15 protein-coding genes are annotated in these 22809 nt (G+C 45.7%); 2 read left to right on the top strand and 13 right to left on the bottom strand.

Annotated elements, in window-relative coordinates; translation table 11 throughout:
- Positions 1-390: 390 nt before the first annotated feature.
- Complete coding sequence (locus tag BM200_RS02925) at positions 391-6204, bottom strand: DUF5695 domain-containing protein (RefSeq protein WP_175532713.1); 5814 nt, start codon at positions 6202-6204, stop codon at positions 391-393.
- A gap of 449 nt (positions 6205-6653) precedes the next feature.
- On the opposite strand from BM200_RS02925, the gene BM200_RS02920 reads away from it, so the two are divergent.
- Complete coding sequence (locus BM200_RS02920; RefSeq protein WP_091181143.1) at positions 6654-7553, top strand: helix-turn-helix transcriptional regulator; 900 nt, start codon at positions 6654-6656, stop codon at positions 7551-7553.
- Between the two features lie 59 nt (positions 7554-7612).
- On the opposite strand, the gene BM200_RS02915 is transcribed toward BM200_RS02920, so the two are convergent.
- From BM200_RS02915 to BM200_RS02870, 10 genes are all read right to left on the bottom strand, one after another.
- The gene (locus BM200_RS02915) at positions 7613-10045 is read right to left on the bottom strand and encodes a hypothetical protein (RefSeq protein WP_091181141.1); all 2433 of its coding nucleotides are present in this window, start codon (positions 10043-10045) and stop codon (positions 7613-7615) included.
- A 265-nt stretch (positions 10046-10310) separates the two neighbouring features.
- Positions 10311-11357, bottom strand: a complete 1047-nt coding sequence (locus tag BM200_RS02910) for a LacI family DNA-binding transcriptional regulator (protein WP_091181138.1) — start codon at positions 11355-11357, stop codon at positions 10311-10313.
- A gap of 72 nt (positions 11358-11429) precedes the next feature.
- Entirely contained in the window at positions 11430-12539 is a 1110-nt protein-coding gene (locus tag BM200_RS02905; protein WP_139230744.1) for a DUF4432 family protein, read from the bottom strand.
- A gap of 290 nt (positions 12540-12829) precedes the next feature.
- A complete protein-coding gene (bioC, locus tag BM200_RS02900) occupies positions 12830-13660 on the bottom strand; it encodes a malonyl-ACP O-methyltransferase BioC (protein ID WP_091181133.1) in 831 nt (276 codons plus the stop codon).
- Positions 13623-14372, bottom strand: coding sequence for an alpha/beta hydrolase (locus tag BM200_RS02895; RefSeq protein ID WP_091181131.1), 750 nt, complete (start codon positions 14370-14372; stop codon positions 13623-13625). Before BM200_RS02895 ends, bioC begins: the two co-directional genes overlap by 38 nt.
- On the bottom strand, positions 14369-15544 hold the full coding sequence (bioF, locus tag BM200_RS02890; RefSeq protein WP_091181128.1) for an 8-amino-7-oxononanoate synthase: 1176 nt from the start codon (positions 15542-15544) through the stop codon (positions 14369-14371). The genes BM200_RS02895 and bioF overlap by 4 nt, the downstream gene beginning before the upstream one ends.
- Positions 15545-15556: 12 nt before the next feature.
- On the bottom strand, positions 15557-16555 hold the full coding sequence (bioB, locus tag BM200_RS02885; protein WP_091181126.1) for a biotin synthase BioB: 999 nt from the start codon (positions 16553-16555) through the stop codon (positions 15557-15559).
- Between the two features lie 5 nt (positions 16556-16560).
- Positions 16561-17304 (bottom strand): dethiobiotin synthase, encoded by a 744-nt coding sequence (gene bioD / locus BM200_RS02880; protein ID WP_091181123.1) that lies wholly within the window; start codon positions 17302-17304, stop codon positions 16561-16563.
- Between the two features lie 5 nt (positions 17305-17309).
- A complete protein-coding gene (gene bioA / locus BM200_RS02875) occupies positions 17310-18662 on the bottom strand; it encodes an adenosylmethionine--8-amino-7-oxononanoate transaminase (RefSeq protein WP_091181121.1) in 1353 nt (450 codons plus the stop codon).
- A 347-nt stretch (positions 18663-19009) separates the two neighbouring features.
- Positions 19010-19810: an SDR family NAD(P)-dependent oxidoreductase gene (locus tag BM200_RS02870; RefSeq protein ID WP_217649551.1), complete on the bottom strand. Its 801-nt coding sequence runs from the start codon at positions 19808-19810 to the stop codon at positions 19010-19012.
- A 174-nt stretch (positions 19811-19984) separates the two neighbouring features.
- Here BM200_RS02870 and BM200_RS02865 point away from each other — a divergent pair, with 174 nt between their 5' ends.
- Positions 19985-20542: a TetR/AcrR family transcriptional regulator gene (locus BM200_RS02865; RefSeq protein WP_091181116.1), complete on the top strand. Its 558-nt coding sequence runs from the start codon at positions 19985-19987 to the stop codon at positions 20540-20542.
- A gap of 322 nt (positions 20543-20864) precedes the next feature.
- On the opposite strand, the gene BM200_RS02860 is transcribed toward BM200_RS02865, so the two are convergent.
- On the bottom strand, positions 20865-21581 hold the full coding sequence (locus tag BM200_RS02860; protein WP_091181114.1) for a 3-ketoacyl-ACP reductase: 717 nt from the start codon (positions 21579-21581) through the stop codon (positions 20865-20867).
- Between the two features lie 752 nt (positions 21582-22333).
- Positions 22334-22621, bottom strand: coding sequence for a hypothetical protein (locus tag BM200_RS02855; protein WP_091181111.1), 288 nt, complete (start codon positions 22619-22621; stop codon positions 22334-22336).
- Positions 22622-22809: the final 188 nt, after the last annotated feature.

Genomic DNA, 22809 nt, shown 5'->3' with positions numbered 1-22809 from the left:
AAAACACCCAAAATAGACGCCAACAAAAAGGCATCGATCAAGGTGGCAGGAGTCGTCTCCAATAGACACACGTAACCTAATCCGCTCCGCGCATACGCTGAGCTCTCATCACTTATCGTCATTTTCGAAAATCATGATCGACAGGAAATTAGATCCACATGATGTCTAATTGGATACCTCCTACAACCTTCAAGATAACTCATTATAGCATGACAACATCACGCTTGCACCTCGGGAATGGGTTAAAGTTCATGCCATTCTGATTGGACAATAACATTATCCCATAACATAACAAAGCCGCGAATTACGAAGTCTTTAAGGAAAAGCCGGCATAGACATAATAATTTAGTCTAATACCGGCTTTGGATGTAATATGCACGAATGCTTGTTTTATTGAGACAACAGCAAATTTTGAGCGTCGCGAATCAGATAATTCGCCGCTTCACTTGTAATATGCTTGCCGCTTTGCGCCTCCACTTGATTCACGAAAGCCGACAAATTGTTCGCATTCAGCTTGCTTAGGAGGCTATTGGCTATACCTTCATTATCAATCCATCCCATCGTTTTGAAGCGTGATACTAGATCGTTTATGGATTGGATGCTTGTCGTAATCTGGAATTCGATTGTCTGACTGCTCGTATTCCCTGCCAAATCGCTTGCAGATACGATCAACGTGTGAGTTCCAAGCGGCAGTGTATACAGCGGAAGGTTCGCTCCGTGCTCCACAGGTTGCTGAACGCCATTCGTACTTAACGTAACCTTCGTCTTGCTTCCGTCAACTCCGGACAAGTTATCATCCAGTGTAAGGAGCGGTGTAATATCCATGGAATCGTTATACGTGCCGTTCACCACGCCAGTTACCGATATGGTTGGCGCAGACTGATCCAGGTTGAAATCGATCGACTTGACCGCTTCCACATTGCCAGCCTTATCCGTTGAGCGGTAATTCACCGTATACTTGCCGTCCTGATGGAATGTGATCGGCGCCATATAAACCATCCACGTGTTTCCGGCGTCCAGTCTGTACTCCGTTTTTTCCACATTCGAGAGATCATCGTGTGCGTTCAAAGTCATCGTTACATCCGACGTATACCAGCCATTGCTGCCGTCTGGTGCTTCGGGATTGATAGACGCGGCCGTAACAGGCGGCGTCTGGTCATCCTGGGCCACCCCTTGGAAAACTTCCCATTCCCATAACCCAACGCCATTCCCATTTCGGGCTTTCTTTGTCATCGTAACACGCAGAGATTTAACCTCCAGAGCCGGGTCAAAATCATATAAATTTGAGGAACCCACCGGAGTAGTAAGAGCTGTGATGCCCGTGGTAATGGTTCCTGCCGTTACCCATTCATTCATTGTGCTATTCAGCGGAATGTAGGAATACACGTACTTTGTAGGCGCCTCTATGCCGCCATTATCCGTCCACAACATCAGATTTGAGCTTTGGATGGTTGCGCCCTGCGGCCAATCATATTGCACCCATTCCTCAGAGCTTGTATTTCCCCACGAACCCCAATGCGGGTTGCTTGTAGAAGTTTTCAACCCGTCATTAACCGCTGGAAGACTCTCCCATGACGAAGTGAAGCTGGCTGAAATACTAGCTGCAAACGCCATATTCTTATCGCGCGGACTCAAGAGCCGCAGGTCTGTCAGCAGCTTTTCAATGGCCTGAGCAACGTCCTCTTCTGAAGCTTCCTTGTTGCTCATCACAGCGGAAGCGTTCGCCTTCGCAGCGGCAATCGGCTCAAGACCTTGATCAATGAAGTTCGCGGCTTTTAATGAATTTGCAAAGTTAAGAACCTGTGCCAGCCGCGACTTGTCTGCCCCTCCCGTATATCCATTTACCTTCCATTCCAGAATACCGATCCCGACGGTGACAGGTTTCATGTCAATACGAGCACCTGTAATATAGGCAGGCTCAAAGGTGGTCGTGTTGTATTTATTCAATGCATTTCCAAGTCCTGACACTCCTCTTGGCGTGTACCAATTTCCATCCGCATCGCGAAGCTGAAGCTTCATATCCGTGGGTTGGAAATTCCCGCCGCCGTCTCGGAAGACATAAACATCCATCGAAGAGGCAAGGAATGGTTCATCCCATTGATACATGACCCATGCCGGTTCTCCTTCTCTTCCCCAGTTGTGCCATGCGCTGTTAGCGGCGCCTCTAGATGCTGAGAAATCCGATGAGTTTTTTGGCTCGTTACCGTTATTCATCGCCTCGGGATATCCGTCACTACCGGAGAAACTGGCTGAAGGTCTCGCAGTCAGCGCGTTGTTTTGAGGTGGTGCTTTCACGACATATACAGTGGCATGCACCTTCAATTCGCTGTCCACGATATTCCCCTCGACTACGAATTCACCTTCTTTCGCATAGCTGGCTGGATCAACGTCATTCCACTTGATCACGCTTTGCCTGTATCCGTCATCAAACAGAACATCCATCTGTACAGGAAGAGTCGGGGCTGTGTTTATTTGCGTCACAACGCTGAGTGCCTTGTATGAGCCATCGGTGTCTTTTGAGATATTAATCGTTACATCCTTGCTGGATGTCTTGCCTTCATCAGCCGCTGTAAAGGTAAACACATAAGTGCCTGCCTTGCTTATGCGGGCATAGGCATTGGCTTTGTCGCCACCAACAAAAGTAACATCCGCTGCGCCATTCGGCTTTTGCTTAACCGTCCATCCATATGTCCATACGGGTTCAAATACCGCGCTGTACACCGGATCCGGGGTCGCCTTGCCGGATAATACGAGAATGCTGCTATTCGAAGCATCCTGGACCGCAGTTACTTCGCCAATGACTGGAGGCTGTTTCTCCGGCGGAGCGGCGAGCGTGAAGGTCAGTTCGTTAGAACCGCTCTCTTGCCCGTCTTTAGCGGTGAGTCTGACCGTATAGGAGCCTTCTTTGGTACCGTTTGCCCGTGTGGTTGTCGATTTCGGATTGGTAAAGCTCAGCTTGCCGCCTTCCGGAGTGCTGACAACTTCCCATTGGTAGGTCAACGCGCCATTTGGTGCGCCGTCATCGGTGACCATTCCATTCATCACGAATGGAATCATCGCTTGTGGGTTTTGCGTTGCCAACTCTGCAGTAACCTTCGGGGCTTGATTATCACCCGAATCTGCTTTTTCAATGGTCAATTCAGCAGTTGGAGCATTGCTCATTTGGAACATAGCCGTACCTTTATTGTTCTGCACATAGAACTGCCCCGCATCTTGATGATCCAGCTTAATAGTATAATAGCCATTCTCTACTCCTGCCCCATCGAAAGTAATCTTTGAAGCATGCTCGCTTCTAGCAAGATTCGAGAGTTGCAATTGAAAGGCCTTGCCGTCTTTTTGAATCGACGCGCTTTCCATTTTATCGCTTTCCGAGACCAGGTATATTTTTTCGTCGATTAGATTGATACGCTTGCCAAAACCGTCCTTTGGCGTGATCTGGTAAGTGCCGCCTTCGTCAGTGACGGAAGCTCCATACCCGAAAAGCCCAAATACAGGATCGGTGACGATATCGGAACTGATACGCAATAGCGAGCCATAGAGTCCTTCTTCTGATTCGCCGGAAAAGTCCTGCCAGCCGTTGTTCATGACGCGCGTACCGCCATCGTTTACGTTTTTGGTACCCGTTCCGCCCTTCTGGGCATTATATCTCCAAGAGATGCCGCCTATAGACTGTGCCGAAATCTGCCCCATATTGACCGCGTTGAAGTTTGAAATCTTCGCCGCATAGTTTCGCTGTTGTGCGATAGCAGCCTGATCTCCGGATCTTCCGTCTTCCTCATAGCGGAGCCAGTCATCCATGATGGATCCCGCCAAGGACGCGGTATATTGGAAATTCCACCAGCCCTCGCCGGCACGGAATACCGGTACGGAATAATAGTACCAGGTAGGCTGAATCCCCCTCATTGCGCGAGTCTTCAAGTCCGCCATTCCCATGCTTTTCAAGGCTGCGTCCGCCCGCGCGTCTTCAGGATAGTAGGTGCGCAGCGCCTTGGCAGCAGCATAAGCCCCTTCTTCGCCGGTATTGTCGTACTCAAATTCCGACCCGTAAGGATAAGCCGCGTTTGTCACGTTCCGGCCTTTGGTTTGGGCGAACTTCCTTTTCAGGTTCTCATATTCCGTCAGCATTCCCTCTTCTTTAAGAGCCTCGATCATATCAGGGATCTGCTGTTCGCCATAGAAGCCGACTGCTCCGCTGGAGACTCGGTTATAGTAGATGCCGTAGGCCTTTTCCAGATAGTATTGCGGCGTTTCGCGATACTCTACCAAATTCGGATAGGCTTTTTGGATCCGGTACATGTTGAAATAGCCGGTGGACTCCATAATTTCGGAAAATGTCCGTACGTAAGGTTTTTCTGAATTCGTGTAAGCACCCGAGTCTTTAAGGTAGTTCGCAACCGTAAAGCTATTCTGCGTATTCTTCATGTAAGTTTCCCACATAAAATCGATCAGGTAGTTTTCAATGGATCGAATTTCATCGGGATTTGGATCGAGGTAATTTTTCATCGTCATGAAGTTGATGTTGTCGTGACTCCAGTCATCTCCCCAATGGCTGGTCGTGGTGTCAAGGCCGGTTGTAAGATACCAGTCGCGGTAGATGCCGTAGGTAGGGCTATTCGGGTCTTTATCCTGCGTTTTATCTACCATAAATTCGGAGTGAGCTTGCGATGTTTGATCAAGCTCGGCAAGAATATTAAATTCAAGCTGCGTAAACTTATCCATTTGTTCCGTACCGGCCTTCAGCTTATAATTCACGCGAACGCTGTTATTGCCGATATTTCCAAACTTAAGTGAATAGATATGATGCTGTTCACCGTTAATAACCTTGGTCTCAACAAACTCTACGGATTCTTCATATCCCGGGTTCCCGTCAGGAAGTCCGCGTCCGCCGCGGGAATTGTTGACCATTTTGTCCCTGGTCTGGCCGGCCTTGATATCCGGGATATGCGCTGCATCAAACGGATCATTCTCATGAACAGACTGAATGTCTACGGACTGTACGTCGATGAGGCTGTCGTCGTAATGCAGATCCAGCTTGACGGGCATATTGATCGCAGCCTGAAAGCCGGGCAACGCAACGGCGTCAATCATGCCTGCTTTGTACAAGGTGGAGCGAAGATTAGCCTCACGGTCTTCCATGGAAGTAGAAGCATTATTTGGGCTTTGAGCATTCTCTTGCGGACTATTGTCGCCTGCGCGCACCGCTGAAAATTTAAACTTGTATGTTTTTTGCTCATCTGGAGCCAAGACTAGGCTGCTGGCATCGGTAAAATATCCTCGGCCGGTTTTCTGTATATCCTTGGAATGGATATACAGAACATTCAACCCCGGGAACCAGCCGCCGCTATCCCCGACCCAGTTCGAGTAAAGACTACCGTTACGCAGTTCTCCCGCGTCACCCAGCCAATAATCAACATATTCAATGCGTGCGCCGCTTTCAGGCACTGGGGCAAACATCATAAAATTCCCTTCGCCGCTCGTGCGGATGGCATAGGAATACCCGCTGTCGGCACCGGCAAAATTATGTACAGTAACGCGGTTGTCATAGGTATCCGAAACAGACTGATATTTGTTATTCCAAGGCATCGGCAAGCCGATATCACCGAATTCCATATATTTGCTGCTTTTATTTTTCACCGTAATTTCCCATAGCATCGAACCATCTTCGGTATCCATATCAAATACGGACTTCACGTCAAAGCCTTTCATCACCCGAGCAGCTGCGGAATCAAGATCCTGTCCGATAAAGTTGACTTCCACTTTCTTGCCGTCCAATGAAGCCTCCTTCGTAAAATATGGATTGGCAGCATTGATGTTCGTAAACTTTGTTGATCCACCAGCCGCCAATGTTTTGTTTGTATCAACTTCTACAAAGCCAACCCTGTCATTGGGAAATTGCTCGCTGTCACCGGTACGGTAAGAAAACAGCATTTCGCCCATCCATTGGTGCTGGACGTCGTTTTGCGGCGACGTATTGTTGGGCAAAACAAAATTAATAGGTTTTCCGCTTTTGTTTGTCGGGTTATTTTGAATAAATAATTCTTCAATCTGCCCTAAATCACCAACCTTGGCAGAAAGACTAGCATTGGAGATACTATTCGTTGCTGCGGCTGCCGAAGGCACCGCGTTAATCCCCAAGGGCAGCACTTCGAAAAACAACGTAAATGCAGCAGCCAGTGACATCAACTTTTTAGTAGTCGTTTTCATCTTAACCTCCTGTTTACATTTCGTAGTATTCATCCTGTTGACTGCTTCTTCTTAAACGTTTAGATTTAGAGTCGTATGGCAATCACTTTCCGTGCTTCAACCCATAATCCCTACTCCTTCCTCTATATCCATCATCGGAAAGCGCTTACTTAATTGTATCACCCATGGTTTATAATGAAAAACCAATATTCCAACCTATAATTATGAGATTTCAACCTTCCTTTTCGTGTTTGAAAATTAGAGAGAAGTGTGATATTTTAATACCAAAAGTTTCTAATTGGCTTGACTATTACGAATTTCCACTATTTAGGACCCCATTTAAGTAAAACGTTTAAATTATCTGCAGCCTTATGATATTTCACCATGCAATGATCTTGAAATTAGTACCGGAAACTACTTATTATATAAATGAAAGCGTCATCATTATGGATCAAAGTGAGGGATCTCCTATGTCCGAGTTAATCATGCACTTTGTCACTCCACCTATTCCTTATTTTATAGACAGCGGGAAACATATTTTCTTGCCGGGGGAACGACATGTAAGTCGTTATTCTATTAATGTATTCGATATTATTATAGTGACCAAGGGAAAGCTATTCATTGGTGAAAATAATAAAGAGTGGATCATCCATAAAGATGAAGCGATTATTTTAAGACCCGACGCGTATCACTATGGCACGACTATCTGTGAAGAGGAGACCGAAATTACCTGGATTCATTTTCAAACGTTTGGTGCCTGGGATGAAATGAAAAGCATAAATGATTGCCTTGAGAACCAAATGGCGTTATTTGAAAAACATAAACAGAAAGCCTATCTCCATCACTGCGAATTAAGTTCGATCTTTATTCCAAAAAAATTAAAGCTGTCTAGTAAATCAATGAATGATCTGACTGAATTTTATTCCCTGGATAATGATCCGCGTTCGCTTCGTAATTGGCGGAAGCAAACGGCATTTCAGACTTTTATGCAAAATATTAATCATGACTCAGCGATAGCAACAAATTCAACGGCCATCCATCTAGCCGAAAAAATCGAATTGTTTATTCGTCAGAACTATACCTCCAAGATCACGAACCCCGTACTAAAGGCACAATTTAATTACCATCCTAACTATTTAGCCAAATGCATGTTAAAAGTCTATGGCTTAACCCCTATTGATTACTTGCTGCAGTATCGAATTGAACAAGCGAAAAAGCTGCTCCTTCAAACGGACTGGTCCATCGCTCGCATTGCAGATGAAGTCGGCTTTGGCAATCCTGCCTATTTCTCCTCCGTCTTCACTAATAAACAAGGAACTTCACCGGCTGGCTTTCGAAAAAAGGAATTCCGGAAGCCTGAAATCATTTAAAATAAATAAAAAGAACGGAAGCTGGCCATCTCCAGTTTCCGTTCTTTTTATTTCTAGAATTAAATTTTAATTTCTGTACTTTTAAATTGACCATCTATAAATAGTATACTCTTAACCATTTCTCCTGCTTTAGAAACGAACGTGAGTCCTTTTTCCAGCATCACATATCTGGTTGGATATGCCGCATAACTCGTAATTATCCAGCCCTTCTCTGCTTGCTCAATAAAACCATTTACGCATCTTATTTCCCCATCGCCGTCTGTATATAGGTAGGTTGTCGTTCCAAACCCTAGCATATAAGCAACAAGTTCTTCCCCCATATCCCAGTCGTCACCTTCAATGTTAGAAAAAAGACTACTGAATAGGGGATCACTCGACTTTTTAAAAATCGATTGTCCAAAGCGGTTTCTGGAAAGCTCAGGCATATTCAAGTTAGGAGCTGCAATGCTATACGTAGAGGCTGCCTCACCAGGTTTTAGTTTACGGGTTGTCGAATACACATTCCAATCATAACAATTAAACACGGCCATCGTTGCTCGATAGCCAGCTTCCAGTAATCTCGTGTCTCCAAGTGTTTCATAAGATGATCGCGCAGCTCCGGCCACTAATCCTCCCCATAACGAATGCGTCATAAAAGATAAAGCTTCCCACCAACGATCCGGAGCATTAGCTCTATAGTCGTTGCTAAATCCAATATTCGCAATAATCAGCGGGGCATACAATTCAGCTTCATCCGTTAAATGAGCCAGGCATAGCGCTTCACACGTAGGTCCAAACCCGGCATTATCATAGAAATGCTCCGTCACAGCTCCTTGATATCCTTGTGAGCCTCGTTGCAGCCCCTCCACAAATTGCAACCATAACTTGTGTAGTTTATCATGCCAAAAGTTTAACTCGCTTTTTTTCAGATCCTCTAGCAAGTCAGCAATATAAAGAATAAACACGCCAACAAGTTGGGTTTCCTCTTTCTCACGTTTCTTTTGATGACAATCCGGATCGAGCCTCATGCACATGACTTGAGCAGCCCAAGTTAAATACGTTTCAGGATTTGCATAGGACAATAAGGACTTGTCAAATCTGGACAATAAATAATACACGTGACCAACATAATCGAAATCATAAATACGGTAGAAGGAACCGTATAGTGGTTTGGGAAACATAAAATCTCCATCCTCAAACCAATGCTGTTTCAAATCCAGGAACGCAGACATCTCCACTTTTCTAACTTGTGCCGGCTCAGGGAGAGATAATAGATTTTTCATCAAAATAAATGATAATTTACCAAGGGATTCCCCTTGGTTTGATAATGGCATAAAGGCATAGGGACGAGTGGATTCTTGAGCAGCGTTAAAACTATGTTTACATAACCAAGCTGCTCTTTTCTCCAGCAAGTTATGAATGGGTTCAATCACATTTCCAACCAGTACATCGCATTTTCCATTACCCAGTGTAGCCTCTAACTTAATCTCGCCAGCCGACTTCATTGGCATCTCAATACGTAAACGTTTAGATTTTAAATTAGAAACAAACTTAAATTCATTCGTAATGTCGGTTTCCTTAATGGTACCTGCTTCGTCCACTACAGTTACTATTTTCACTGAAAGTAAAGCTTCCTCTTCGGGCAGACTCACTTCAGCAAAAAAATTTCCGTCAGTAGTCGTAACATGCGAATAGTTCCAATGTGGATGTCCATACTTTTGCGCTTTTGCATAAAACTCCTCTTGGTCTTTAAAGGGGGTAAAAACAAATGACCAATTTCTTTCTTCTGAAGGTTCAAGTGTAATAGAGGAGTAGTCACCGCCATAAATCCAATCATTATCTGCAGACTGGCCCATAGAACTTCCGTCCTCAACAAACGACAATCGGTGATAGAGCATTCCATCCAGCGAAGGGGATACCTGTTCCAAAAAACGATTGACATAACTGCAATACGTCCCAAAAGCCGTAACACGATCGCCAGTGCTATAGATCGCAAGATGCGGTGCCTCATTGCTTCTGCGCATAGCTGCGAATTTGGAGAAATCCCCGCCTAAATGAGGAAATACCGCACAAGAATGCTTCATGTTTCTCAAGACATCTTGATCCCGGAACATAATATAGGCAAGAGAAAACCAACTATGAAATCCATTCACTCTTATCGAATAATTAGTTATATTTGAACAACGAACGTTCCATTGCAATTCCCCATTATTATTTAGCAGATATTCATACTCCACTTTAAATTTATCATGCAAAAAAGCAACGGCAGCGGATTTATCATCCACTAGATTAATCTGTGGCGGTTGTAAGTTAACGCTTTCAATCAATTGATCATCAATGACAGCACTCCACTGTCCGAAACGTTTATCCTGACCTTCGTAGCCAGCATCCTTTACATATTGTGCATCAATTACCCAGTTCATCCTTACTCGATCATCTGTCAGAAATAAAGACTCCACTGTACCTTGTGAAGATAAATGCACTTCAAAAGTATCATTACGAAGCAGTTTCAAGTTCTCACTCCTAGTGTCGTAATCTAAACGTTTAAATTATAAATCAATATTATCATAGCACGATAAGTCCCAGCAAGCATTTTATGTCTCTTACCAAATACGTAGATAAATGAGTACTTCTACCCCCTTTTCTCTATAGAGACCGTAGTTATATACAAAAAATCACGTATCTAATTCATTCTTATTTTCAGGTTAATCGATTTACCTTTTTGCAACAAAAAAAGAGACCGCTTTGTTAGAATGTTGCAGTCTCTTACCAAATTTATTATTTAAGGGCTGCCCTCGGCCCAGCTACGGATTCCCGCTCAATTAATTTACATAAAGGAGTTTCCTCCGTTTTCTCATTTGTTCCGCTGATCCTATTATAAAGAGCCTTCATAGCCAATATGCCCATATCATGTAACGGTAAATCCATTGTCGTAATCCCGGGACTCAAATAAGCGCTGAACTCTCGGTTATCAAACCCTACAATGGAAAGATCCGTTGGAACAACCATCCCTTGTTCAGATGCAGCTCGCAATGCACCCGCCGCCATCAAATCATTCATAATAAGAATGGCCGTAGGCGGCTCCTGTAACTTCAAAAGCTCAGCTGCTAGATGATAACCCGAATTTAGACCCCAGTCGCCTACTTTAATAAACTGTGGATCAAAAGGCAACTGAAATTCGGTCAATGCTTTATAATAACCGTTAAAACGCAGCCTGGAAGGGATCGAATCCATTAAACCACTTATAATCGCAATGCGAGAATGTCCCTTGCTGACCAGATATTCAATCGCATCATAGGAAGCCTGTTCATCATTATATTGGATAGAACACTCGTTTTGGGCATAGCAATAGGTATAGACAATGGGCTTATTGTAAGTATTAATCAACCCCGTTAAGTCGCGGGGATGTATACCAATATAAATGATTCCCTCTACTTGTTTGGATAAGAGGTTTGATACGGCATCTTGCGCATGCTTTTGATAATGATCGGTATTCGCGTAATCATAACCCACTCTTTTTTGCAGCCGGAGATTGGTTAACAGAATATGCATATCATTCTTCTCCGCATATTCATTTATTCCATCAATAATTTCAGGTACATTAAAGACGGTTACGTCTTCCGCAATAACCCCGATCGTATTCGTTCTTTTGCTCTTCAGACTTTTTGCTATATCATTTGGCCTGTAATTAAGCTCTTCGATTACTTTCAAGACTCTCTCTTTCGTCTTGGGCCTTACATTGCGGGTGCCATTTAATACATAGGAAACCGTTGCCGTGGATACGTTCGCACGCAATGCAATCTCTTTAATCCCGATCTTTTCCATGATCTTCACCCTTTTTAAACGTTTCACATTATTCTATTGTTATATCATTAACCCAACTAACATTCAAGCCGTTCACTTTAAGGTAACCGCAGATAAGATCATGTTCTCTAAATTTTCAATCTCCATTGTAGAATCAGATAGACCAATTAGGCAGCAAGAAGCTGTCGTTTCTCCCTCTTGCAAATAGTTTGCCTCTCCATCCGTTATTTTCTGCGACATTCGATTCGGCCGAGTTCTGCATGGTTCGATGGCAAACATAAAGCTGCTATCGATCTGTTTAGCTATTAGTGATCTAGGAAAATCGAACAGCGGCCTAATGACATATCCTGCATAAGTCTTTTCCGTATCTACAATCATTTCGCCTGTTAACCCTCTGCTTAAATTCATTTTACTCAAATAGGGGATAACTTTATCGAATTGATATAAACCGTCTACCGGTCTAGGGACGTATTGATAACATCTCATAGGGTAGGCTTCCTTATTTGAAGGAATATGAAACGGATCTTCCTCGAGCGGAGCCGAATCCCTTATTAATAGTTCATGCTGACTAGCTGGCAGAACATATCTGCCTCCCTGATGCATAAACGAGCCCGACAATTGGATATGATAGCCGTCATCCAGCACCTGTCTATAACCGCTTGTATTTTCTACCGTTTCTTCCCGTAAAATGACCGAACTCCCCCATTCTGTACTCATTTGAATTAATTTTTCGAATAACAACTCTCCGTGCCGGTTAATCACCGGGACTTTTCCTGCAATCATTAAGGATTGATCATCCCAAGTAACTTGAATGCTTTCTGGTGCAGTAATTGAGTATGATCCCGAGCCATGCAAAGTGAAACCTTCACCAGGTGTCCCGAATAATTCTGGACCGATTGAAGCTACAGCTCCATAAAAGCCTTTCATCCAGCCTGTTCCATTCGATTCATTAAGATCCACATTGGATGGATGCAATAAATATTCCTGACTTCTCTCCCAACTCATCTTTTGTGCCCCCAAGTAAAGTTCTCCAATGTCTAACCCTCTTTCAGGGAGGACTGTAAAATGCATTCTGCCATTCGATATGTCAATGACAGTAAGTAACGACCCATTTTTATCTTTAATTAAGCGTGTACTAATATTACCACTATTAGGTAATTTAATGATCTGATTATGTTTTTCTACTAACAACCACTTATTCATCTTCAATTTAAGGACTCCTCTCGCACAGTCGGTGGTTGATTATCTAAACGTTTAACATTTGACTTAGCTATTATTAAACGCTAGATCCGAATTAAATTCAACCCTATTTTTTAATACCCACTGAAGCGTTGCAATATCCATTCGTCTTATCAGATTTGTATCCGTTAGCTAATAATCATAACAAAACCTCCTATTGAAGCAATTCATTCTAGTTGCTTCAAATAGAAGGTTTTAAACTGTTGCAGTTTACTAACGTTCCCCCGTTAGATTGCATGCACCCGCGCTTCGCATTATTCTGCTTCGATGAGTAGAAGTTCGTAAGTAGAAACGACGCCCCCCTGAGTACTATACCTTTCCTCGTATTCCTTATACATGTTGGCAAATAGGCGTCGAGCGCTTAGTCCATCGATCTTGTTCGCTTCAGACGTACTCGCTCCCATCGCTTTTACGGATTGAAGGAATGCTCTTGGCGTTGCGTATGTTTCCATTTGAGTCTCCTGCTGACAGTGGATGTTAGAAAACCCGGCTTCCAAAAGAACGTTATTCCATTGAGAAGCCGATAGAAACGATAGTCCGTGCCGCTGCGGCTTCATTCCGTTCGCCAAATACACTACTTCAAAAGCTTGATGGAGCTCGCGAAACGTTTCCGGCCCGAAGGTCGTGAACACGAGCAAGCCTCCCGGTCTAAGGATCTGTCTAAGGTGGTTTAATGTTTGCCTCGGGTGACTTAGCCACTGAAAGCAGGCGCTGGAAACGATGAGGTCAAAGGAATCCGACGAGACTCCGGAGGCCCACGTCTCCACATCGGCTTGTATAAAGCGTAAATCAGCCGATTGACTAGCTATATTGCGTTGTTTGGCTGCTTTAATCATTGCAGGTGCAATATCTAGCGCAGTAATGGAAGCACGGGGCCATTGATTCGCCAACATTTCGGTCAAAGCACCCGTGCCGCAGCCGACTTCCAGCAGTTTTAGTCCGTCTGTATTTCTCTTACCAAGCCTCTCTATGAGTGACTTAGCAAGCTGGACTGCCATCATGCGCTGCACATCGGCGTGAACATCATACGAGCCGTCTGCACTACGGTTAAATTGACGTTGAATTGCTGTTGTCCGATTGATCATGCCACCATCTCCTGAATCGTTCTGCAATCTCCTCTTCCCTTCCCAAGAACGGCGCATGGCCGCAAAAGGGTATGGTATGAAGCATAGCTTGAGGCACGAATGAGGCAAGCTCCAATGCGGCGCTATAAGGACAAATTTTATCTTCCGTACCATGAACGAGTAAAACCGGGCAACGGACATGGTTCAGTTGAGATAAGACCTCCTCGCTTCGCAAAATTTGAAGACCTGCGATTAAAGCCGGGACCGTCCATACGCAGGAAGGAGGAAGTTTCCTGTCTATTCCCGCCTCGCGTTCTGCTTCCGTAAACAACATTCGTCGGAATTTAGTTTCAACCGTCTCTCGGTCTATCGAAAGTCCGGCGATCATCTGTCTCACATACGCATCCGCCCAACCGAGATCCGACTCCTCTTTGGGACGGGTAAATCGAGCAGGTGCTGCAAATAACAAAAGACCGTCAGCCAGCCCTTTGACTGCGAGTCTTAGCGCCAATAAACCGCCGAGCGACCAACCTCCTATCAATAAGGGGGGCTGCATTTTTCTTGCCGCCGTTTCAGTCAGAAGCAGCATTTTTTCCGGAGTATCGGCTTCGCTATAGTCAACGGTTGCATGTTGAAAATCCGGCAATGACGCGCGAAGTTTATCGAAAACCGAGTCCGGCATGCTCCATCCGGTCAGCCATAGGACAGTTCCGATGTTATCCGATGCGTTCATCGCAGCACCCCCATTTGAATACCGGTTGTGCGGATACAGTCGGCGGCATCGATCAGCTCTTTAACGGAATGTACGGCCGATAACGAAAAGCGAATGCGAGCCGTACCGTCGGGAACGGTCGGCGGACGAATCGCAACCGCTGCGAGCCCATTCTCTTCAAGCGCGCCGCTAAATCGCAATACGGTTTCATTATCACCCACGATCAACGGTACGATAGGTGAGTCGCCAGCGCCAATAATGAAGCCGGCGGCACGAAGCGAAGAGCGAAATGACCTGCTTGCCTCGGACAATCTTTCTCGACGCCAGTGATCCGCAATGACTACCTCTAACGCTTTTGAAATACCGGCCACGAGAGCAGGCGGTAAAGCCGTCGAATAAATAAGCGGCCTAGCTTTATTCACTAACCACCGAATCAATGAGCGGCTGCCGCAAATATAGGCTCCGTAAACGCCGAACGATTTACTGAACGTTCCCATATGAATATCGACTTCATCCTGCAGTCCGAGTTCATGGCACAATCCCTCGCCGCGCCTCCCGTAAATCCCTCCGCTGTGTGCCTCGTCCACCATAAGCATCGCTCCGTACTCTCGTTTGAGAGCAACGAGTTCGCGCAAGCACGCTTGGTCGCCGTCCATGGAAAAGACGGCATCCGTAACGATCAGCTTTCGCCGATGATCGCGGTACTTGTTTAACAAGGATCTCAAATGATCCATGTCGTTATGACGGTAACGGACATTCTCCGCTCGACTCAGCACGACTCCGTCCACGATGCTTGCATGGTTCAACCGATCGCTGAATACGACATCTCCTCGGCGAACAAGAGCGCCGATTACGCCGGTATTGGCCATATAGCCGTTGGCGATAACCAGGGCAGCCTCGCAGCCCTGCCAATCGGCCAGCGATTGCTCCAACTGGACGTAAGGCGATCTGTTTCCCGTTACGAGTCGCGAAGCGCCGGCCCCGACTCCCTCGGATAACAGAGTTTCCCTCATCGCTTCGATGATAGCAGGATGTTCGGCGAGTCCCAGATAGTTATTGGAGGAAAGATTGAGCAGCGTTCGTCCGCCGCGCTTCGTGTAACCAGGAAGTCCGGAGACGGTACCGTGTTCGCGCAAGGAGCGTTCCAACGATGCTTCAGCCAACGTTTTGAGTTCTTTTTCCATCCATTCCATGATGTCACCGCCTTACAGGGCGTTCAATTCGATTTCGAATCCCAAATCTTCGATGGTCTGGTGATCGGCGGATACTTCTTGGCCTGCAGTCGTTAAATAATCGCCTACGAACAAAGAATTGGCGGCGTATAAAGACAAGGACTGCAGCGAACGGAGGTTGACTTCTCGGCCGCCTGCCACGCGGATTTCTTTGGACGGACAAATGAATCTAAATAAGGCTAATACCTTTAATGCCTTCATCGCCGGGGTGCGGCTAGCATGCTCCAAAGGCGTTCCAGGTATCGCGTTCAGGAAATTGATCGGTATCGAATCCGCATCTAGCTCGCGGAGTGCATAAGCCATTTCGACGATTTCTTGATCGGTCTCTCCCATACCGATAATAACGCCGGAACAAGGAGACATACCGTGCATCTTTACCCTCTCTACGGTTTCAACGCGTTGATCATAGGTGTGAGTCGTCGTGATGGAGGGGTAGTTGGCTTTGCTGGTATTCAAATTGTGGTTATAACGATGAACGCCGGCTTCGGCAAGACGTTCGGCTTGATCACCCTTGAGAATGCCCAGGCATGCGCAAATTTTAAGCGGCATCGTTTCGCGAATTTCTCTTACCGCGTCTACCACTTGATTAAGCTCTTTGTCCGTCGGTCCTTTTCCGGCCGCTACGATGCAATAGGTTCCGGCCTTGCGGGCCATCGCTTCGCGCGCGCCGGCAAGTAGCGTTTCTTTATCGAGCAGGGTGTATTTGGCGACCGGCGCCGTCGAAACAATCGATTGCGAACAATAGCCGCAGTCCTCGGGGCAAAGACCGCTTTTGGCGTTAATGATCATGTTCAGCTTCACTTTTTTGCCGTAGAAATGCTTTCTCACCGCAAACGCGGCATTCATGATCAGCAGCACTTCGTCATTGTCCGCTTCGAGCACGGCGAGACCTTCCTCTAAAGTCAGGCATTCCCCGCTCAACGCTTTCTCGGCAAGAGACTGCCACTGCATACCTGCAATAATGGTTTCCATTTTGTTTATCCTCCCAAGGATTGAAGTATAATTGCATCTCTAATAGGCGCGAGCTCTATCGTTTCTCGAATGATATGTACTAACGTTTCAGTATTCGCATCGGCAGATAGAAGGGGAAACCGGCCAAGGACCTTAAGTCCGCCATAGCTTTCGATGAGCTCCGCGTTCGCGGCAATACTCGGATCGTCATCTGGCTCCGTACAGTCGTTCATGATGACACCAATGAGAGGGACTCCCAGCTGCTTGAGATAGGAAGCCGTCAGAAGCGTGTGGTTAATCGTGCCAAGGCCGGAGCGAGCCACGATCAAAGCAGGCAAACGAAGCTCCGAAATGAAGTCGGCCATGAGAGCGTCATCGGTCAATGGTACCGCGACGCCGCCGGCGCCTTCGACGATCAGCGCTTGGTAACGATCAACGAGCGGTGCACCGGCGGAAATAAGCTCCTTTAGCGACAGCGTTACCCCGGATTGCTTGGCAGCGAGCACCGGCGTTAACGGAGCTTCGAACGTAAAAGGCGCTACGGCTTCGGGTCGTTCCCGTATTCCCGTGAGTTGCAGCAGTCTCTCGGCATCCGTCATTCCGCTGCCGGTCGAAGCACCGGATTGAACCGGCTTCCATACGCCGACGTTCACCCCTTCGGCACGAAGCACGGCGGCAATGGCGGCAGTCAATATTGTTTTCCCAACTCCGGTGTCCGTACCTGTCACGAATAAACCGCGTATGGACGTTTCAGCAATCGCTTCATTCATGTCACTCAACCGCCTTCGGTGACGCTAATAATCGATTCCGCCAAAATATCCGTCATAGCATCCAGCTCGGTTTCCGTACTGACAAGTGGAGGAATAAAGACCATCACGTTGCCGAGCGGTCTCGTAAGCATCCCGAGCTCTCTGGCTCGCAGAGTCGCGCGAACGCCGATCCGCTCTTCCCAATCGTAGGGTTGACGCGTTACCTTATCTCGGACGAGTTCAATACCGATCATCAGCCCCTTCTGCCTTATTTCTCCGACGTACGGGCGATCTTGAAGCGCTCTTAGCTTCTGCTCGACGAACGAGGCTTTCATTCTTACTCCTTCAATCAGGCTGCGATCTTCGAACAACTTCAGGCTAGCCAAAGCAACGGCGCATCCAAGCGGGTTTCCCGTGAAGGAATGGCCATGGAAAAAGGTTTTCTGTTCTTCGTAATCGGCATAAAATGCGTTGTATACGTCATCCGTTGCAAGTGTCGCCGCCACAGGCAAATAACCTCCTGTAAGGCCTTTCCCGATCACCATCAAATCCGGACTAACAGCTTCGAGATCGCAAGCGAACATCGCGCCGGTCCGACCGAAACCGGTCGCTACCTCGTCGGCGATCAAGAGCACATCATGCTTGCGGCATAGATCAGCCATCTCTCGCAAACAGCCTGGCGGCATGACGACGATGCCGCCGGCCCCTTGCACGATCGGCTCCACGATGAGAGCGGCAATTTCCTCTCCGCGGGTCTCGAGTAAATGACGAAGCGCGGATATCGTTGCTTCCATTGCCTTCGTCTCATCGCCTTCATGGCGATACGCATAAGGGTACGGAATGACGTGTGAAGGGAATAGCATGGGGCGGAATACTTCGTGATAGAGAGGAATCGCGCCGACGCTTACCGCCCCGATTGTATCTCCGTGATACGCTTGTTTCATCGTAATAAACGTCTTTTTTTCCCGTGCCCCTTGGTTATGCCAATATTGAAAAGCCATTTTGATTGCGATCTCGACTCCGGTTGCTCCCGAATCGGAGTAAAAAACCTTGTTTAATCCTTTAGGTGCGATCAAAGTCAACTTCTCCGCAAGCTCGATAGCCGGTACGTTAGCCATTCCCAGAAGAGTTGAATGGGCGACTCGTCCTAATTGATCCGTGATCGCCTTATTAAGTTCCGGCACGTTATGACCGTGTACGTTGAGCCACACGGACGAGAATCCGTCGTAATATGCGCGTCCTTGGATGTCATAAAGTTTAATTCCTTCTCCTCGTTCGATGATAAGAGGATCGGAATGTATGTAGTCTTTCATCTGAGTAAAAGGATGCCATAAGTGTTCCTTATTCAGGGATGCAAGTTGTTCGAAGTTTGATCTCAGAAATAATCACCGTCCGTTATTCAATTTAATTGTTAACCAAGAATTATATGAACCGGTTAACAATTAGTCATGATAGCAGACAGACTACCTACTGTAAAGAAAAAGACCATGAGATAAACAAAAAATACCCTATGTCTCCATTTCCAAAGGGTTAAAAATTAAATTGCAATTAATAAACTAACCTGCCTTTAACGTAATAAAGCCGCCGATAATGCCGGCAGCTTCTTTGCAGGTGTTATTTTTTACAGAATAACTTTGATCAGGTATAGTTTGACTTCTACCAGTAAGTGAAATGCAGCATTCCACTCTTGTTCAGTTAAAAACTCCTTTTTCGGGTCATTTCAACGCTATACGCCAGGCGTTTCTCCACCGTCAATAATGATTTCCGTGCCTGTGACGGAAGGCACTCGGTCAGACACAAGCAGCAAGGCCATGGCCGCGATTTCGTCCGGACTCACCATGTGTCCGATTGGAATCGTTGCGCTCATGCTGGACCTTTGCGATTCGACGTTGGTCCCCTTCTGTTCCGCGAGTCCCTTCGTGTACCTGATCACGCGATCCGTTTCCGTTGCTCCTGGCGAAATGGAGTTGATTCTGACGTTCGATGCGGCCAATTCGCTGGATATGCCTCTCGTGAAATTCAATATAGCCGCGTTCGCAGTGCTGCCGGGCAGATAGCCGGGCGTCGGCGTCCGACCTGCCTTGCCGACGATATTAATGATGCGCCCATCCCTCTGCTTAATCATATGAGGCGCCGTTTCCTTTACCATCCTCATGTAGCCGAGAAGTTTTAATTGCCACGCATCCAGAAAAGCTTCATCGGAAAGTTCAAAAAACGGCCCGAAGCTTGCGTTCCCCGCATTATTAATTAATATATCGATACGGCCAAAATGCTCGATTGCCGCATTTACCGCTTGCCGTACGGTTTCTGATTCCATCATGTCGCCCGCTACGAGTACAATACGAGCTGCTTCTTCCTTAGAATAGCCTGAACGTATCGTATCCGAAGCTTGTTGTAGACGATCTTGATCTCTCGCCACCATAACTAAGGATACCCCTTCTTCATACAACGCTTTCGAACAGGCGAAGCCGATCCCCGTGCTTGCACCCGTAACGATCGCTATTTTCCCATTTAGTTTAAGATCCATCGGAACTCCTCCCCAATATTGTGAGTCATCTAGTGCCCTACATATCGATGTATTGTTGTACATCTGTGTGTTATTATATACGTTAACAAAGTCTCTTCAATGGCCAAACGAGGCTGCTTGGTGCATTAGTGCACAAACCATTTGATATTGTGCGATTTGATAGCGGAGGTTAGGGTGTCTAAAGTCGATAGAAGAAAACTTAAGTCGCAGGAAGCCATAAAAACCGCACTTCTTGCGTTAATGTCGAAAAAAAAGTTTGACCAAATTACGATGCAGGATATTTCCGACAAGGCAAACGTTGGCCGAAGAACCATTTATCTTCATTACTTAGATAAATTCGATCTGTTGGATCAGATCGTGATGGAACATATTAACGAACTGAGAAACATTTGCGAATCCGCATCCGGTATGAGCTTTGCAGATGGAAGTCTCATTTGGTTCGATTATTTCGAGCGCAATTACGATTTTTTTTCAACGATGCTGAAAAGCAAAGAAGTGAATTCCTATCGCACCCGGTTTCTTGAGTATGTAAATGAACGATTAATGCACTGCGTAAACGTATCGAGAGGGGTAAATGAAGGGTTAAACAAGGAAGTATTGATTCATTTTCTTGGAACAGCCATCGTGGGGCTCGTCGAATCGTGGTTTACCGAAGAATTGAAGGAACCGGTCGATGTTGTGGCCAAACAGCTGGGAATATTGTTAGATCGGAATCTTGAATTGGATCAATAACGGAAAGACCTCTGATGTATACTCAGAGGTCTTTCCGTTATTAGCATGATGTTAGTCATTTAGCAAACTAGCGACAGTCAACAACGCAAATTTTGTCCCCGATTTTATTTTAAGCACCATTAATCCCCTAACTTCTTTAGTTTGCTCTGCCCCTGTGTGCTGTATTACATTGCCGATGGAGATAGTGCAACTGGCGGTGTTGCACAGCTTGAACGAGACGTTGCTCTGATCTAGACAATAATGTTGGAATAAAAAAATGACCGTGCGTTTTTCTCGCAAGATCATTTTAAAATTGCACTTTCTGTTCACTTTTAGAGGACGATTACGGGTTCGTCGACCAAAGTCCGGCATGCTTTAATACAACTCGAGAATGAAGTTTCAACTGTGCGACGATTAAGTCCGCCAAGTCTTCCGGCTGCATGACCTTCTCAGGGTTGCCGTCCGTCAGCTTGAGTTCCAATGCCATATCGGTTGCGACCGTGCTTGGAGTCAACGTCGTTACTCGAATGTTTTTCTTTCTAACCTCAAGCATTAAGGACTCGCTTAACCCGATAACAGCGGCTTTGGATGCGGTATACGCGCTCGTGAGAGGAGCCCCTCTTTGACCAGCCGTGGACGCAATATTAATAATATCGCCCGAGTTGCGCTCCATCATTTCCGGCAATACCGCGCGGGTGGTGTAATACACGCCCTTAACGTTGACGTCGATAATATTCGTCCATTCTTCGGGCGTTAACTCCATAAAGCCGCCGAATTTGCTAATTCCGGCATTGTTGACGAGAATGTCAATTCCACCCAGTTCCCCCCGAATGGACTCGACCGCCGCAGTAATGGAAGCAATATCCGCCACGTCGGCTGTTGAAATGGCTATCTTCACACCATACGGCTTGAGTTCTTCCGCTACCTTCTGCAAGTTTTCAAGCGAACGTCCCACAAGACCGACGTGAATGCCCTCTTGCGCAAACGCAATGGCCGTTGCACGCCCGATGCCGCGTCCCGCTCCAGTAATTAATGCTACTTTCCCTACTACTGACTGCATATTTTTTCACTCCTTTAATCTCGATATGTATAGCATGATACAACAATGTTTTAGCACAAACAAGAATCAGACTAGAATCGATGTTCGTCGTGTTGTTGTTTAGTACACTAATAATACATACATGCTGCTTCAGCTCTTACCTTGTTGTGTGAATAGTCGCAATAGAAAACGGCAACTGGTCATTGTCCTCTCCATAGTTGAGGTATTATTTGGTGTGTGTGCTGTGCCGCCACCACAACACCTCCTCTGTGTGACGCCATAAATATTGAGAAAACACTGAGGAAAAAGCTTGAAAGTACAACCGTGTTCCGAAAGAGCGAAATTTCTTAATTAATGAGAATATCCGCAAATGCCTTACTGTATATTTATGCACAAAATGTATAAGCGCAATTAACCTCGTCCAAGACATAAAAAAATAACCCCCGATCCGATGATCGGGGGTTATTTGTATATCATCAATAATTAATTTCCTAATGTTATTAAATTTCAAGTAAGAAGCAAATCGCCTGAATAATTCTTTATCCGTACCTCTATGTGGTATTTCCCTTTCAATCTGTTGCAGCATAACTTGTAAAAATAATTTACAAGACTTGTATTCCATAGGTGGTAGATTGAGATAAAAATCATCACGACTATTATTTCGGCAATAATCAGCTTGGTTGTGAATTGCAAATGTGTTCCATTTAATGTGGTAATCTCGTCTATTTCTAAATCATCTGCCCTGATATTGTCACGATAGAAATTGGATTTCTTTAAAATAGATTGCCTCCAAAAAACATAAGCATATGCATATGGACAAATCTCGGGACAATTTGGTTCTGATCTATTTCTCCTTTTAAAACAGTATCAATTAAGATTGTAACCTCTCTGTGTTGTTCGGTATAATCCCGGTTCTTAATAATACCAACCACTATGTAAAAAGATTTCCCAATCATATCTTCTGGAGAGATAACAGACATCTTAGCGTTTAATTGAGGTAGCAATGGATTTAAGAATGTTAAACAAATTGCTATCACTATACTTATTCCAGTTCTTCTCATAACTGCACTCCGATCTAAACTGCCTGTTTGTCTAATTAATTACAAACGTCATTACCTTCCTTTTCTAACCATTGTAGACCTAATAGCTATTTCATCTTTAATACCGGAACTTGACGAAAATCCACTTCCATCGACATTTTTTATATGTAACCAATTATAAGCTTGCGAAATTCTTATTGTCTTTCCAT

It is taken from the genome of Paenibacillus catalpae, from assembly GCF_900112695.1.
GTDB classification, from domain to species: Bacteria; Bacillota; Bacilli; order Paenibacillales; family Paenibacillaceae; genus Pristimantibacillus; species Pristimantibacillus catalpae.
Note: the sequence above shows the minus strand (reverse complement) of the source record. Positions and strands in the feature narration are given on the sequence as shown.